This is a genomic window from Nostoc sp. ATCC 53789 (assembly GCF_009873495.1).
Taxonomy (GTDB): domain Bacteria; phylum Cyanobacteriota; class Cyanobacteriia; order Cyanobacteriales; family Nostocaceae; genus Nostoc; species Nostoc muscorum_A.
Genome location: NZ_CP046703.1, coordinates 952,703 through 967,771, shown reverse-complemented (window position 1 = coordinate 967,771; position 15,069 = coordinate 952,703). Strand labels below are relative to the sequence as shown.

Annotated in this window: 13 protein-coding genes; 10 read left to right on the top strand and 3 right to left on the bottom strand. The window is 42.3% G+C overall.

The window, feature by feature from the left end; all coding sequences use genetic code 11:
- Nucleotides 1-13: 13 nt before the first annotated feature.
- A complete protein-coding gene (locus tag GJB62_RS03885) occupies nucleotides 14-688 on the top strand; it encodes a response regulator transcription factor (protein WP_114083589.1) in 675 nt (224 codons plus the stop codon).
- A gap of 136 nt (nucleotides 689-824) precedes the next feature.
- On the opposite strand, the gene priA is transcribed toward GJB62_RS03885, so the two are convergent.
- A complete protein-coding gene (gene priA, locus GJB62_RS03880; RefSeq protein ID WP_114083590.1) occupies nucleotides 825-3,473 on the bottom strand; it encodes a primosomal protein N' in 2,649 nt (882 codons plus the stop codon).
- 803 nt (nucleotides 3,474-4,276) lie between these two features.
- Between priA and GJB62_RS03875 the strand changes: the two genes are divergently transcribed.
- Nucleotides 4,277-5,449 carry an RpoD/SigA family RNA polymerase sigma factor gene (locus GJB62_RS03875; protein WP_114083591.1) on the top strand — a complete coding sequence of 391 codons (1,173 nt, stop codon included), beginning with the start codon at nucleotides 4,277-4,279 and terminating at the stop codon, nucleotides 5,447-5,449.
- A gap of 292 nt (nucleotides 5,450-5,741) precedes the next feature.
- Complete coding sequence (locus GJB62_RS03870) at nucleotides 5,742-6,236, top strand: GNAT family N-acetyltransferase (RefSeq protein ID WP_163931708.1); 495 nt, start codon at nucleotides 5,742-5,744, stop codon at nucleotides 6,234-6,236.
- 473 nt (nucleotides 6,237-6,709) lie between these two features.
- Here the strand turns inward: GJB62_RS03870 and ctpA are convergent, their stop codons facing one another.
- On the bottom strand, nucleotides 6,710-7,954 hold the full coding sequence (gene ctpA, locus GJB62_RS03865; protein WP_114083593.1) for a carboxyl-terminal processing protease CtpA: 1,245 nt from the start codon (nucleotides 7,952-7,954) through the stop codon (nucleotides 6,710-6,712).
- A 506-nt stretch (nucleotides 7,955-8,460) separates the two neighbouring features.
- On the opposite strand from ctpA, the gene petB reads away from it, so the two are divergent.
- The 6 genes from petB to GJB62_RS03835 all read left to right on the top strand — a co-directional run bounded on the left by petB (nucleotide 8,461) and on the right by GJB62_RS03835 (nucleotide 13,624).
- Complete coding sequence (gene petB, locus GJB62_RS03860) at nucleotides 8,461-9,108, top strand: cytochrome b6 (RefSeq protein ID WP_012407121.1); 648 nt, start codon at nucleotides 8,461-8,463, stop codon at nucleotides 9,106-9,108.
- Nucleotides 9,109-9,365: 257 nt separating this feature from the next.
- Nucleotides 9,366-9,848 (top strand): cytochrome b6-f complex subunit IV, encoded by a 483-nt coding sequence (petD, locus tag GJB62_RS03855; protein ID WP_012407122.1) that lies wholly within the window; start codon nucleotides 9,366-9,368, stop codon nucleotides 9,846-9,848.
- Nucleotides 9,849-10,207: 359 nt separating this feature from the next.
- A complete protein-coding gene (locus GJB62_RS03850; protein WP_041565844.1) occupies nucleotides 10,208-10,648 on the top strand; it encodes an anti-sigma regulatory factor in 441 nt (146 codons plus the stop codon).
- 342 nt (nucleotides 10,649-10,990) lie between these two features.
- Complete coding sequence (locus GJB62_RS03845) at nucleotides 10,991-12,004, top strand: GDP-mannose 4,6-dehydratase (protein ID WP_114083594.1); 1,014 nt, start codon at nucleotides 10,991-10,993, stop codon at nucleotides 12,002-12,004.
- Nucleotides 12,005-12,014: 10 nt separating this feature from the next.
- Nucleotides 12,015-13,187 (top strand): glycosyltransferase family 4 protein, encoded by a 1,173-nt coding sequence (locus GJB62_RS03840; protein WP_114083595.1) that lies wholly within the window; start codon nucleotides 12,015-12,017, stop codon nucleotides 13,185-13,187.
- 65 nt (nucleotides 13,188-13,252) lie between these two features.
- On the top strand, nucleotides 13,253-13,624 hold the full coding sequence (locus GJB62_RS03835) for a hypothetical protein (protein ID WP_114083596.1): 372 nt from the start codon (nucleotides 13,253-13,255) through the stop codon (nucleotides 13,622-13,624).
- Between the two features lie 142 nt (nucleotides 13,625-13,766).
- Here the strand turns inward: GJB62_RS03835 and GJB62_RS03830 are convergent, their stop codons facing one another.
- Nucleotides 13,767-14,198: a hypothetical protein gene (locus GJB62_RS03830; RefSeq protein ID WP_114083597.1), complete on the bottom strand. Its 432-nt coding sequence runs from the start codon at nucleotides 14,196-14,198 to the stop codon at nucleotides 13,767-13,769.
- Nucleotides 14,199-14,664: 466 nt separating this feature from the next.
- On the opposite strand from GJB62_RS03830, the gene GJB62_RS03825 reads away from it, so the two are divergent.
- Nucleotides 14,665-15,009, top strand: coding sequence for a hypothetical protein (locus GJB62_RS03825; protein ID WP_114083598.1), 345 nt, complete (start codon nucleotides 14,665-14,667; stop codon nucleotides 15,007-15,009).
- Nucleotides 15,010-15,069: the final 60 nt, after the last annotated feature.

Here is a 15,069-nt window from a genome sequence, read left to right as displayed (position 1 = left end):
TGACAAATGACAAATGACAAAAATCTTACTAGTTGAAGACGATGAATTGTTTCGGCTAGGTCTGCGGATGCGGTTGCAGCAAGAAACTACTTTGGAGATTGTCGCAGAAGCAGAAGATGGGGAACAAGCTGTAGAATTGGCAAATCGCTATCCCCTGGATTTGGTTTTGCTAGATATAGGTTTACCCGGCATTGGTGGGATTGAAGCTTGTCGCCAAATCAAGCAGAAGCACCCAAATTTACCAATTCTCGTTTTAACATCTCGTTCTGAGAAACCTCTGATTTCACGGTTAATTGCAGCTGGGGCCCAAGGTTACTGCCTGAAAGGTATTCCTGCTGAATCTCTGATCTTGGCAGTGCGATCGGTTGCAGCTGGCGCTTCATGGTGGGATCAAACGGCAACAACAGAGATCAGAGCAGCTTTTGAGGGCAATTCTACTGTGGCGCTACCTGCAAAAACTGAGGGAAACCTAGAAAATCCCCTAACGAAGCGCGAGCAAGAAATTTTGGCACTGGTAGCAGCTGGCAAAAGCAATCAAGAAATTGCTGAGATTCTCTACATTGCCCCTGGTACAGTGCGGGTTCATGTTCATGCAATTTTGCAGAAACTAGAAGTACGCGATCGCACTCAAGCCGCAGTCTTAGCGATCCAAAAAGGATTGGTAGCACCAGAATTGTTGATTAATTAGATTAAAATTCAATCTTAAATACGTTTGTAGTAAGGACTTTAGTCCTCAAATATTCAAGCACTGAAGTGCTTACTACAAACCTATCAATGGACTATTTTAGATAAACCAGATTTCTCAATCTTTTAGCCCAAGAAAATCACATAATATTTAATGGGTCTACATCAATTGTCAAACTAACAGACGAAGGACAAAGCGATCGCACTTCTTCCCAATCTGGCAATTGTGGTAATGCATCGGGAGCAAATTTAATCAATATCTGCCAGCGATAACGATTAGCTACTCGTAAAATACTCGCTGGTGCTGGGCCTAATATCTCGAATTCTTCTTCTGTACTCAAGGCTGTAGCAATAATTTGCGCGGTATTTTGCACTTGAATAGGATCGAGACTACTTAAGCGCAACAAAATTAACCGCCCATAAGGGGGATAATTGAGGGCTTGGCGTTGTTCTAGTTCAGCTTGGGAGAAAGAGTGATAATCGTGCGATCGCACTGCTGCAATTACCTGATGCTCTGTGGTGTAAGTTTGTACAATCACCCTGCCCGGATCGTCTCCTCTACCAGCACGTCCAGCGACTTGAGTTAAGGTTTGAAATGCCCGTTCACTGGCACGATAATCTGATAAATTTAGCAATCCATCGGCGGCGACAACGCCCACAAGTGTCACCTGTGGTAAATCCAAACCTTTGGTAAGCATTTGCGTACCAACTAATAAATCCGCTTCGCCGTTGGCAAATTGGGTGAGTAAAGTCCGGTGTGAGCCTTTGTTACGGGTGGTATCGCTATCAAAACGAATCAAGCGTAACTCTGGGAACTGTCGCGCTAATTCCTGCGTTACTCGCTGAGTACCGCTACCGAAAAATTTCAGGTAAGGGGAACTACAATCGGGGCAGTATTTGGGATGCGATCGCGCATAATTACAATAATGACAGCGCAATAATTCCGGCGCTTTTTCTTCGGTGTGGTGGTACGCCAGTGACACATCACAATGCGGACATTCCAACACATATCCACAACTGCGGCATGAGACAAAAGTACTGTGTCCCCGACGATGGATAAATAAAATTCCCTGTTGTTTTTTCTCTTGCAACTGTTGCAAAGCTTCTTGCAGCGATCTACTAAATATAGAACGATTTCCCTGCTGCAACTCTTGCCGCATATCGACTATTTCCACAGGCGGCAAAGGGCGAGAATTGATGCGTTCGGGCAAACTTAAATAATGAGTGCTGAGTGATGTTAGCGGTAGCGGGGCGTTTAGCCCGTGCTGAGTGCTGAGTGAGGAGTGAGGAGTTACGAATTCTCCCCCTGCTCCCCTGCTCCCCTGCTCCCCTGCTCCTCTGCTCCCATGCTTCCCCCCCACGCTTACCCAAGTTTCCAACGAAGGTGTAGCAGAACCTAACAATAAAGGGCAATTTTCTAATTCGGCTCGCCATTTGGCTACAGTACGGGCATGGTAAGTAGGTATGGGTGAGTCTTGCTTAAAGCTGCTGTCGTGTTCTTCATCTAAAATAATTAAACCCAAGTTGGGCAAAGGCGCGAAAACTGCGCTGCGCGTACCAATGACAACTTGGGGTTCTCCGGTGAGCATTTGCCGCCAAGTGTCGTAACGTTCACCGTCGGAGAGAGCGCTGTGATAAACGCTGACTTTATTGCCAAAACGGGCACGAAAACGATCGGTTAGCTGGGGTGTAAGTCCAATTTCTGGTACTAAGACAAGGGCAGATTTGCCTTGCTTGATGAGAGGTGCGATCGCTTGCAAATATACTTCGGTTTTTCCCGAACCCGTCACCCCATGCAATAAAACTTCAGCAAATCCATCGAGTGTCTGGATTGTTTGCAAAGCGCTAGCTTGGGCAGCAGTTAAAGATTTAGCCCCATCACCTGCTAATACTGGGCCCTGTTCAGTTCGCAATACTTCCCGTTCTTCAATAACGATGTAACCCTTTTGTGTCAACGTTTTGAGGATAGAAGAACTAGCATTGCAAATTAGCAGTAATTCATTTTGCCACAACTCCCCATTATGCCGCCGCAGCACTTCCAAAATCTCTCGCTGGCGGGTAGTTAAGTCGCTATCAATTGTACCTGTGAGTATGACCGCTTTTTGTAGCTTTGGTCGAGTCAGCCGTGGCGGTTCTAAATAGCTTTCTACTAAACCGAATCGCAGCAACTCCCGAATTCCCCGATAGGCAGATTTGACTTTTTGTTGAAGGTAGGCGAAACTATAATCCCCCGCAGGCTGCCCTTGCAAAAGTTCCCAAACTTGCCGCGCAGTAGGAGTCAAAAAAGCTAAAGGATCGGAAGATGCTAGCAAATAACTACTTCCCCCTGCCCCTTGCCCCCTGCCCCCTGCTCCCCCTCCTCTAACAAGGCGGATACGGCGCTGCGATCGCCCCAGCAACCCTGGTGGTAGAGCAACCCGGATTACTTGAATCAGGGGCGTATAGTAATATGCGGCAACTCGATTGAGTAATTCCCAATAAGCACTTGGGAAAAATCCAACGCTGACTATATCTTCTACTTCCCGGATTTTTTCTGGTGCTAAATCGATATTTGGTTGTGCCAGTAACCGAATTGCGATCGCTCCTAATTGTTGTGCCCCAAATGGCACGCTCAAAATATCCCCTGGTTTTATTTCTAACTGGGCTGGCAATCGATAAGTAAATAATCCTGTACTTCCTGGACAGTCTACCAGTACTTCAACCCATCTATTAAGAGTTGTACCTGATTGGTACGATTCGCTAGGTTCAGCCACTACTAAAGGAGATAATTTTATGTCATTAATATACATAGCTACTGACTTTATAGTTAAATATTTTCCTCACATAGCTGGTCAAAATTAACCTAGCTAACTAAACTCTAATTTTTTGCTTTCTTAAATTTAAATAGTATTTTTCAATACTGTTATCCTTCATAATACTTGATAAGTTTCCTCTTATGTAATCTACTAGACAAATTCGTATCAACTATACATGCAATAAATATTTGGTACCCACTATATAAATAAAAGCATGTCGGCACTTGCTGCAACAGTTGCTCTATCTACTAAATAGGGAGTAGCCTTTTTCCGCCTATCGATAGATATTCAACCCTTTCTGTATATGAGATGCTTTTATACAAATAAGAACATCCCAAAATTAAGCTGCCATAATTGTAATTTGTATCATTTGGGTAACTTGAAATTGGGAAAGCATAACCCCATCACCAGGTTTTAAATTTATCCAGTGACTTCCAAATACCTAAACAGAAAAATATATATTTAGAAAAATATATGAAAGTTTAAGAAATTTGGATGGTTAGCTGAGATTTTTATGTTTGTTCAGGTTGAGAAAGTTTGAGGGGGTTTGACATATTTGGTAATTAAGAAAAAAATGAAGAATATAATCTGTTAGAAGCCTGAGAAGAAAGTTTTGTTGGGTGCTTAGGTCAGTTACTTTGTAGGTTGTATCTAACTGTAACCCGTAGGTTGTAGGTAGATATAGATTTTTATTCTTGAATAGAAATTAGTAGAAGCTTCTATTCCGACATATAAAGGGGTGCATTCGTCCATTAGGGAAAACTACCAAGCCTCAAACGAGTAGCTGTAACTAAATTATGTACCAAACAAAACAACAATCCCTAAAGGAAACTATGAACATTGTTGAATTGGGAAAAATGGAAATACTGGAGAATGCTGCTGATATTGAAGAACCATCACTCGATAGTTTAGATGCAGTGGCAGATGAAGAGCCTCCGATTGTAGTAGAAAATCTGGAATCAGATGAACGCGATGGAGATGACATGGCGGCGGCCCGCCCTTCGGGATACAATAAAACCGAGCATGATGATGCCGTCGGCGCGTTTTTTAAAGAGATGGCGCGTTATCCGCTTTTAAAAGCTGATGAAGAAGTAGAGTTAGCGCGACGAGTTAGATTTCTAGAGGAAATTAGGGAATTACAAGCTGCTTTAAACTTAAAACTAGGACAGGAACCTACCAAACTAGAAGTAGCTTCCGAGCTAGAAATGACCGAAAAGCAACTAGAAAGTCGCTTGTATCAAGGTAGAGTAGCGAAACGCAAAATGATTCGCTCCAACTTGAGGTTAGTAGTTTCTATTGCCAAACGATATCTAAATCGGGGAGTGCCTTTTCTGGATTTAATTCAGGAAGGAGCAATGGGTTTAAATCGCGCTACAGAAAAGTTTGATCCAGATAAAGGATATAAGTTTTCTACTTATGCCTATTGGTGGATTAGACAAGCGATTACCAGAGCTATAGCTAACGATGCGCGGACAATCCGGCTACCTATTCATATTGTTGAAAAGCTTAACAAACTGAAAAAAGCTCAACGGGAACTAAAGCAAAAACTCTGTCGAAATCCTACCGAAGGTGAAATGGCAGAAGCTTTGGAAATTAGTGTGCAACAACTACGCCAACTACAACAGCTACGCCGTCAAGCACTTTCTCTCAACCACCGTGTAGGTAAAGAAGAAGACACGGAATTGATGGATTTGCTAGAAGATGAAGATAACCTGTCTCCAGAAGCAAAAATGAATGAAAACATGATGCGTCAGGAGATTTGGGAAGTGTTGGGTGATGTGTTAACTCCACGAGAAAAAGATGTGATTTCTCTGCGTTATGGTTTGACAACCAGCGAACCCTGTACCTTAGAAGAAGTTGGCAATATGTTCAATCTTTCCCGTGAGCGAGTGCGCCAAATTCAAAGCAAAGCGATGCGGAAATTACGCCGTCCCCACATAGCTAAACGCTTAAAAGGTTGGTTAATTTAGTTACATTCACGAAGATAGAGACGCAATCCCCGTTTGTCACTTTGTTCCCATTCAAAATTCAAAAATAGATATTTAATTTTGAATTTTGAATTTCGAATTACCCGCATGGTTTGACTTAATTAGCTCCAATAATAAATTTAGGGGCTGATATATTTATATTTCTTGAGCTTCGACTACCGTAACTCTCCAAAAACGGGCTTTCTGTGACTTTTTCGGCTTTTGTTTAGTCATTTTAAAAAAAATTGCACAGTTGCCTATAGACTATGGACTATGAACTATAGACTATAGACTAATGACTTCGTGTAGCAATTTGATTTTGCGTTTTGCTGAACCAACTGATTACAGCGTACTTTTTCAATTAATTCAGGGACTTGCTGAGTATGAAAAATTATCTCATGCTGTCACTGGCGATGCTCTGGCACTTAAGGAGCATTTATTTGGTTCGCACAGATATATAGAAGCGATTTTAGCAGAAACTGCTGGTCAAGCTGTTGCTTTTGCCCTATTTTTTCATAATTATTCAACATTTTTGACCAAGCCCGGAATTTATCTGGAAGACTTATTTGTTTTACCAGAATATCGTAGGCAAGGTATTGGTAAAGCTCTTATTTCTAAAGTAGCCCAGATAGCTATAGAACGTGACTGTGGACGGTTAGAGTGGAGTGTGTTGGATTGGAATGAACCAGCTAAAGCATTCTACCGTAGTATAGGAGCATCTATATTAGATGATTGGCGAATTTGCCGTGTCACAGAAGACGCACTTACTCAGTTAGGGGCTGTCAATTGAAGAAAAATTCAGCTATTCTGAATTCAGTAGTCAAAAGAGGTTGTTGGACAAGTGTTTTTCTCTAAACTTTAAGCACTTTTAGATTCTCACTAACCCTCTTTAAAAAGGCTATTAATTAACCAGATATTGCTTAGGGATTTGCTAGCCTGATCATTTATTGACGACAAAAGCTAGCAGTAAAAATACAGGGTTGGGATTAGCGTAGACACGGAGCGGCTTGTCGTCTAGACATCGCTCATCAAATTATTGTGGAAAAACATGGTTGTCAAATTAGCGTCGAGTCCGAACTTGGCAAAGGCACAAATTTGACAATTCATGTAGTACCGCCCCTAATTAGCTTTAGGACTTACACAAAATTTAACCAGGTAGGGGTACTCACGCAGGGTATTGCCCTTACCTGTAAATCCTGGTTTTGGTTATTGTTTGCGTAAGCCGTAAGCTTAATCAAGAAACCTCTTTTAACTCTTCACCTTTTACACCTTTCCTGCCACAACCAAGTCTTTCTTCAAAATTTCCACTGCTGCTTGATATTGCAGATCCGCTTCAGTACCAATCTGTTCGCGGTTAATTGGATCTTGGGAAATTACTTTATCTGGCTTAATACCTAGTTTGTTAATATCCCGGTGTTGAGGAGTTTCATACTTAGCAATTGTGACTGCCAACCCCGAACCATCTGATAATTCAAATAAAGATTGAATTAGACCCTTACCAAAGGTGGTTTCGCCTACCAACTGGGCACGACCGTTATCTTGGAGTGCGCCAGCGAGAATTTCGCTAGCACTGGCAGTTCCTTGATTCACCAAAATCACCAGAGGATCGGTCGTCAAGGCTGGGCCAAAGGCTTCAAAACTACCCTGAATGCCTTGTCTATTCACAGTGTAAACAATAGTACCAGAATCTAACCACTGACGGGCAATTTCAATTCCTGATTGCAATAATCCCCCAGGATTATTTCGTAAATCTAGAATGTAGGCAGCAGCGCCTTTTTTTTCTAGACTAGAAATAGCGTGTGCCAATTCCGTTGAGGCGTTGGCATTGAATTGAGTGAGACGTAGGTAGCCAATAGATGTACCTTCCGTGGAAACACGCAATTCTGAAACCACAGGATTAAGAGCAATGCGATCGCGCGTTAGTCTAATTTCCGTTTCTGGCTCTCCATCTCGCTCAATGAGGAGAGTAACAAGGCTGCCACTTGGCCCGCGCATTTTAGTTGCAGCTTCATCTAGGGTAAGATTTTTTGTGGGCACGCCTTCAATTTTAAGAATGCGATCGCGTGGTCTAATCCCCGCTTTATCTGCTGGTGAACCTGCTATAGGAGCCACTACTTCCAACTTCCCAGTCTCAGGATTCAGGACAATTTGCAATCCTACCCCAGTCAGTTCCCCAGAGGTATTGACCTTTAAGCTGCGGTACTGTTCCGGGTCTAAAAAGCGGGTAAAAGGGTCATCAAGGCTCTTGAGCATCTTCCCAATGGCCGCATAACTGGCATTTGCGTCTGTAAGCGGCTTCTCTAGAACCTTTTGCCGCACAGCCGCCCAGTTCTGATGATTAAAAGTCTCATCTAGATAAGTGCGATTAACAATTCGCCATACTTCGGAAACCAGCTTTTGTTCTCCCGTTAAAGCCACCGCAGGCTGGGTAAGCGTACCAAACGCCAACCAAAACGCCATTAACAACGAAAATCCAACCCGAAAGACTTGTTTGTTCATGAACCCCATTATCAATTCCACCTCAACCCAAATTGCCTAGAAATGCTCAGTTGTCCTGTTGTTGATGAAATCTATCTCTCGATTATGTTACTTTTTTTATAGAAGTGGTGCATTTCTCTCATCAAGTTGTTCAGTCAACTGATGCGTTGTATCCACTCACGAAAGGATAAAATCTACTTTGTGTCCACCATTTTCTGTGCAGGGGCGTAAAGAGATCGCAATATATTCCTTCTTTACAGAGTGTAAAGTTTCTGAAGACTCTTAGCACGCTGAAAGCTGACAAGCAAACGAAATAAACTCGTCTTTACTAAAATCCCAAAATTGCTAATTGGGAGAGAAGTCATAAGAGGCGGCTTATGAGAAGTCCATAGACAATTCTGTTGTTACCCTAGCCTGCGGCAACCCCTTGGGCGAACCCGCAGGATGCCGAGGCTTGGAACCATCAGAATTTTTGTCGCCGATTTAGAGCTTCGGGATTTATCAACCGCAACCGACTTTTAGGAACTTGAGATTGTATGGCCAACGTTTACGACTGGTTTGAGGAACGCCTGGAGATTCAGGCACTCGCTGAAGACGTTACTAGTAAGTACGTCCCTCCCCACGTCAACATCTTCTACTGCTTGGGTGGTATTACCCTGGTTTGCTTTCTCATCCAGTTTGCCACTGGATTTGCCATGACGTTCTACTACAGGCCAACAGTCACTGAAGCGTTCTCCTCAGTGGAGTACATCATGAATGAAGTAAACTTCGGTTGGCTAATTCGCTCCATCCATCGCTGGTCTGCCAGCATGATGGTGTTAATGATGATTTTGCACGTCTTCCGGGTTTATCTCACAGGTGGTTTTAAAAAGCCCCGCGAACTAACTTGGGTCAGTGGTGTGATCCTAGCTGTAATTACAGTTTCCTTTGGAGTCACCGGCTATTCCCTACCTTGGGATCAAGTTGGCTACTGGGCTGTAAAAATCGTTAGTGGCGTACCAGAAGCAATTCCTGTAGTTGGCGTTCTGATCTCCGACCTGCTGCGCGGCGGTTCAAGTGTTGGTCAAGCAACACTAACTCGTTACTACAGCGCACACACTTTTGTGCTGCCTTGGTTGATTGCAGTCTTCATGCTGTTTCACTTCTTGATGATCCGCAAGCAAGGCATTTCCGGGCCTTTGTAATCTCAATTATTAGCCAAAGGCAAGATTTGTCAGTTTTCAGATGAAGTTGTTTGTTTTAAACTTATGAAACACAATAAATTTAATTGCACATAAGTTCCAAAGATAAACACTTCATCTGAAGCCTAAAGCTGTAAATTCCTTCCAGGCGCATAACCGTAGACAAACAAAACGCTGCTTTTTGCCTGCTAGGTTTGCCTAGTAGCTGATAGCCTTCACAAATGCTTTAATTTAACTTAAGCAGGAGAGCACATTTCAAAATGGCAACACAAAAAAAACCTGACCTGAGCGATCCTCAGTTAAGAGCCAAACTCGCCAAAGGCATGGGTCACAATTACTATGGTGAACCCGCTTGGCCTAATGACTTACTTTATGTCTTTCCAATCGTGATCATGGGTTCCTTCGCTGCAATTGTGGCTCTAGCTGTGCTAGATCCCGCAATGACCGGTGAACCAGCAAATCCTTTCGCCACACCATTGGAAATTTTACCAGAGTGGTACTTGTATCCAGTCTTCCAAATTTTGCGATCGCTTCCTAACAAACTTTTAGGAGTGTTAGCAATGGGTTCTGTACCAGTTGGGCTAATTCTCGTTCCTTTTATTGAGAACGTCAACAAGTTCCAAAACCCCTTCCGTCGTCCAGTTGCAACCACAGTCTTCCTCGTTGGTACTCTTGTCACCGTGTGGCTGGGTATTGGTGCTGCCTTGCCATTGGATAAATCTTTGACCTTGGGACTATTCTAAATTAGTCACTACAAAGTGCTTTGACGCCTGTGAGTTTCAAGAGCATATTACAGATATGTTTTTGAAAGAAATCTACAGGCGTCAATTTTAATAGTTCAGATTGCATTCGGGATCTGGAGTTTTGGATTGAAAAGCTATCCCAAAATCTAAAATCACCAAAATTCATCAAATATAAACATTTTTCACTTAATTAACGTAAGTTGCTAGTTACAACCCTCGAGATGCCAAAATCGTTCATATTTTGTATTTTGGTAGATAAAATATCTCAATTTAGATTTTTCTACATCAGACAAATTTGGCAAATCATGCAAAATTTAATAACTAGCAACTTGGGTTTATTTATATTTAAGTCACAGTTAATGTTTACTATAGTGCAGCAAGACCATCTGAAGGTTAAGAGCGAACTCAGCCTCCTAAACCAGGTGCAAGAATGGTTCGAGCAATTTTGTCTGCAACATCTGTCTCAACTTGGCTGGTCAAAAACCCAACTCGATCGCCTCAATTTAGCATTAGCAGAAGGTTTTACCAACGCTGTTCGTCACGCTCATCATGCTTTACCCCCAGAAACAACCATTGAAATTAACGTTGATCTGTGGATCGATCGACTAGAGATTAGAATTTGGGATTATGGAAAACCTTTTAATCCTGATGCGATCGCAGAGCCAGCGCCAGGTACTCTACAAGTAGGCGGGTATGGATGGTTCCTGCTCCGGCGGTTGGCAGACCGTGTTGTATACGAACGTGGTGCAGATGGTAGAAATTGCCTTCTCATCGTCAAATACTCTGTAGAAGCACAATAAGAAAGGCGAAGTTAAGCCACTTACTTCAAAACAGAAGTATGAGCGGAAAAACTCTTTGCCACAAAATGTAGTTACTTGATTGATAAAAGTATACTCCTTTTTCAAGATGATTTGAATTGGAGCAATGTATTTTTTACGTAAAATTGCTTAGTTATTATGATTTTTTTGTAAAATCTCAAAAATATTTTTGTATAAAAAGAATTAGTGAATACAGTAAAGATAGCATTCGAGTTATATTAGCTCCCTTGTTAAGATTTGTCAGCAGTGTTGAGAGCCGGAATGTTTGTTCTCCAAGAACTGCTATTTAGTTCTTAAAGAGATAGAGATAATAGGGGACAGATTATGACTAAAACAGCCCTAATTACAGGAATAACTGGTCAAGATGGCTATTATCTCAGCCATTTGCTCCTCAACCGTGGCTATAGAGTTGTAGGATTAGTACCTCCCCATCGACAACCTAATTTGACAAAGCTGGGAACACTGGCGAATCAGGTAGAAATTTTTACGGTTGACTTGAGAGATAGTGGGGCGCTGTTGACCGCAGTTGAGCAACTACGTCCCCAAGAAATTTACAATTTGGCGGCTCCCAGTTTTGTACCCGACTCTTGGAACGACCCATTAGGAACCCTAGATTTGATCACTGGTACAGCTACCAGACTTTTGGAAGCAGTACGACAGGTTGGTTTGTCTACCAGATTTTATCAAGCTAGCAGTTCGGAAATGTTTGGCGATGTATTTAGTTCGCCTCAAGATGAAGAAACGCCTTTTCGTCCCAAAAATCCCTATGCTGCGGCCAAAATGCACGCCCACTGGACGATGGTGCATCATAGACAGCGCTATGGACTATTTGCCTGTAGTGGAATTTTATATAACCATGAGTCTCCTCTACGCGCACCTCAGTTTGTAACCCGAAAAGTTTCTTTAGCAGCCGCATCGATTAAATTGGGTTTAACTGACACCTTAGAAATGGGTAATTTAGATGCCAAACGCGATTGGGGGTTTGCGGGAGATTACGTAGAAGCTATGTGGCTCATGTTGCAAGTCGATGAACCAGAAGAATATGTGATTGGCACTGGTAAACTGCACAGTGTTAAAGATTTAGTTGCCACAGCTTTTGAGTCTGTCGGATTGGATTGGACGCGCTATATAGTTTTAAATACCAGTTTATTGAGACAAGATGAGCATTTTCAACTAGTAGCTGACCCCAGCAAAGCTAAAAGAAATCTTGGCTGGGAAACCCAAGTGAGCTTTGAAGAACTTTTAGAAAAAATGGTAAAAACAGATTTAGAGCGGTTACAAAGCGGTGCGTTGGATGAAGTCCTTGCCGCAGGCATCGCGCCCTTAACCCAAGTGTAAATAACCTAATATGAATATCACTAAAGTGACACAAAACCTAAAGGTAGGTGATAAAGTTAACCAAAAAACTAACCATGTCTTCGTATTTTTAGAAATTTTTGCCCACGAAGGTGGTATTCAATCATATATAAAAGATATTTTCCGTGCCTATTTGGGATTGAGCCAAGCTTACAAGGCGGAAGTTTTTTTGCTGCGAGATAGCCCTGATCGGTTAAATCTGTTTGAAGCTGAGAACCTAAAATTTCATTACTTTAAAAATCAGTCTCCTCATTTGGGGAGATTGCAAATGGCAGCAGCTTTACTCAAGTGTCTTTTGCAAAACCGTCCGCAGCAAGTTTTCTGCGGTCATATTAACTTAGCAGTATTAATCCAAACTCTTTGCCAGCCCTTGGGAATTCCTTACACCGTGCTAACTTACGGCAAAGAAGTCTGGGAACCTCTAAAAAATCAAGAACGTCGCGCCCTGACATCAGCAGATAAAATTTGGACAATTAGCCGTTACAGCCGCGATCGCGCTTGTCTTGCCAATGGTCTAAACCCCAAAATGGTAGAGATGATGCCTTGTGCAATTGATGGGGATAAATTTACTCCTGGTTCCAAGCAGCCAGAATTCGTTCAGAAATATGGCTTAACTGGTTCTAAGGTGTTAATGACAGTAGCACGCTTATGGTCAGGGGATATTTACAAGGGTGTAGATGTCACAATTCGGGCATTACCACAAATTGCTGAGGTTTTCCCACAAGTGAAATATTTAGTAATTGGTCGCGGTGATGACCAACCACGATTAGCGCAACTTGCAAAAGATTTGGGTGTGAGCGATCGCGTCGTCTTTGCGGGTTTTGTTGCTACAGAAGAATTAATGGAACATTACCGCCTTGCTGATGCCTATATCATGCCTTCGCAAGAAGGCTTTGGCATTGTTTATTTAGAAGCAATGGCTTGTGGAGTACCGGTCTTATCCGGTGATGACGATGGCTCGGCTGACCCCTTGCAGGATGGTAAACTGGGATGGCGAGTACCACACCGCAATCCTGATGCTGTAGCAGCAGCTTGTATAGAAATGCTTCAAGGGGATGACCAACGATGTGATGGACAGTGGTTGCGAGAACAGGCGATCGCTCTGTTTGGCATAGATGCCTTCCAACAGCACTTGCAAAAAATGCTTCTATCCTCTGACAAATGACAAATGACAAATGACCAATGACTAAAATCGCTATCCTAGAAGGAGAGCAGGACGACGTTTAAAAAATGAGCTTTAAGTCATTTCAATTGAATCTTTTAAATCTCCGGCCTTGGCTCACCCTGCTGGCAGTTTTTTGGTTGCTAGCATCACTGGGCTTGGGTTGGTTGGTTAATTCGTTGCTAATTATTGTCGGGTTGCTATTTTTAGCACCCATTGTGGCTTTTTTTGGCTTTCGTTGGTGGCTGCAACGCAACTTGGTTGCCGATCAGTGTCCCGTCTGTAGATATGAATTTACGGGTTTAAATAACAGTCAATTACAGTGTCCTAATTGTGGGGAGTCGCTTTTAGTACAAGATAGTCATTTTCAGCGCTTCACACCAGAAGGCACAATTGATGTCACTGCTGTAGAAGTTCCAGCCAAATCACTTGAAGATTAGTCATTGGTCATTAGTCACTTGTACTGAGCCTATCGCTAAAGCGAAAGCTCCGCTAACGCGCAGCGTCTCCGTTAGGAGAAGCCGTTGGCGCAGCCTCTCGTAGAGAAGTATTGGTTATTAGTAAAAGACAAATGACTAATGACTATTTGTTTTGTTGTGAGATTGAGAGGGTGTAGTTAAACTGCTGCTGGGATAGTTCGCCCACATGCACCGTGTATCTTCCTGCTTGCCAGTAACCAGGAAGCTCTGCCTTGCCTCCAGAGGAACTATCTGCCATTACACAAAAACGTCCCCCTGGCCCGTCGATCAACAGTGTTGGCTTCCCTTGACTTTCTACTGTTAATCGTAAATAAGGTAGTGACTCTGTAACCTGAATAACTTGACTAGGTTCAGTAGTAATATTGCCACAATTACTTTTGACAGTTCCCCCAGACTTTCCGTTCAAAACCAGTGGATCTGGCTGGAAATTGCGATTTATTTGGACATTTGGTGTCTGTGCCAAATTAGCCTCAGTAAAAACCAAGCTCATCACCAAAGATATGGGAAGAATTGCAAGTAGCCGAAGCGTTTTCATTTTAATTAATGCTCTCGATTTTTTAGAGCAATTATTGTTATACAGTCTAATTTAATTGACGATATCAATTTATCTTGGTTCCAAAAGCTGCCGTATAACCTAATACCATTAAATTAAAAATTGTTTGTGAAGATGGGGTGTAGAGATGTCGCCAAGTAAAGACTCTACATTTATCCTACAAATTAACTCATATACCATGATGGCTGGCGATCGCTTCTCTACTAAAATATTTAACCACCAGTAGAATAGGCATTCGCCCAAAAAGTCTTATTTTTTACATTTGAAGAATGTAAAATTACTGGGAAAATTAAATAAATTACCAGACAATAACAAAAAAACATAATTTTTACCTGTCAGAAAGGTATTGCACACACAGACATTAGCTAAAATCACTAAGACAACGACCAAAAATAGAATTTAGTTGGTCTGTTGTCCAATAAGTGTGCTAACTGAGGTAGATAAATTTATGAATCCTCAACCAGAAGAAGACTTACAGCGTCGCCTCGATAAGTTAGAGGCAGAGATTAATTCCGCACCTGGAGCGGTTACTCAACCACAAGGACAAAAACAGATGCCTCAGTCTGTTTTTACCAACTTGGGCTTGCAACTGGAGCGATTTAAGATTTGGTTCAACGGCTTATCTGGGACAAAAAAGCTGGTAGTTTCGGGTGTGACGCTGCTAGTAGGCTTGGCGATGCTCCAAGCAGTGTTTAAATTAGTTGCATCTGTAATAACTCTGGCACTTTTAGCAGCGTTAGTGTATGTTGGATACAAATTTTTTGTGTCTAGTAGCTTTCAACGTAAGCAATAAGTTGATATGCAATTACTTGGCAATCTGCCCGGAGTTATGAGAGTCAGGAGTCATAATACA

Excerpts from the sequence above, each read along its gene's own strand:
- GJB62_RS03885 (WP_114083589.1), top strand. The coding sequence starts at position 14 with ATGACAAAAATCTTACTAGTTGAAGACGATGAATTGTTTCGGCTAGGT.
- priA (WP_114083590.1), bottom strand. The coding sequence starts at position 3,473 with ATGTATATTAATGACATAAAATTATCTCCTTTAGTAGTGGCTGAACCT.
- GJB62_RS03875 (WP_114083591.1), top strand. The coding sequence starts at position 4,277 with ATGTACCAAACAAAACAACAATCCCTAAAGGAAACTATGAACATTGTT.
- GJB62_RS03870 (WP_163931708.1), top strand. The coding sequence starts at position 5,742 with ATGACTTCGTGTAGCAATTTGATTTTGCGTTTTGCTGAACCAACTGAT.
- ctpA (WP_114083593.1), bottom strand. The coding sequence starts at position 7,954 with ATGGGGTTCATGAACAAACAAGTCTTTCGGGTTGGATTTTCGTTGTTA.
- petB (WP_012407121.1), top strand. The coding sequence starts at position 8,461 with ATGGCCAACGTTTACGACTGGTTTGAGGAACGCCTGGAGATTCAGGCA.
- petD (WP_012407122.1), top strand. The coding sequence starts at position 9,366 with ATGGCAACACAAAAAAAACCTGACCTGAGCGATCCTCAGTTAAGAGCC.
- GJB62_RS03850 (WP_041565844.1), top strand. The coding sequence starts at position 10,208 with ATGTTTACTATAGTGCAGCAAGACCATCTGAAGGTTAAGAGCGAACTC.
- GJB62_RS03845 (WP_114083594.1), top strand. The coding sequence starts at position 10,991 with ATGACTAAAACAGCCCTAATTACAGGAATAACTGGTCAAGATGGCTAT.
- GJB62_RS03840 (WP_114083595.1), top strand. The coding sequence starts at position 12,015 with ATGAATATCACTAAAGTGACACAAAACCTAAAGGTAGGTGATAAAGTT.
- GJB62_RS03835 (WP_114083596.1), top strand. The coding sequence starts at position 13,253 with ATGAGCTTTAAGTCATTTCAATTGAATCTTTTAAATCTCCGGCCTTGG.
- GJB62_RS03830 (WP_114083597.1), bottom strand. The coding sequence starts at position 14,198 with ATGAAAACGCTTCGGCTACTTGCAATTCTTCCCATATCTTTGGTGATG.
- GJB62_RS03825 (WP_114083598.1), top strand. The coding sequence starts at position 14,665 with ATGAATCCTCAACCAGAAGAAGACTTACAGCGTCGCCTCGATAAGTTA.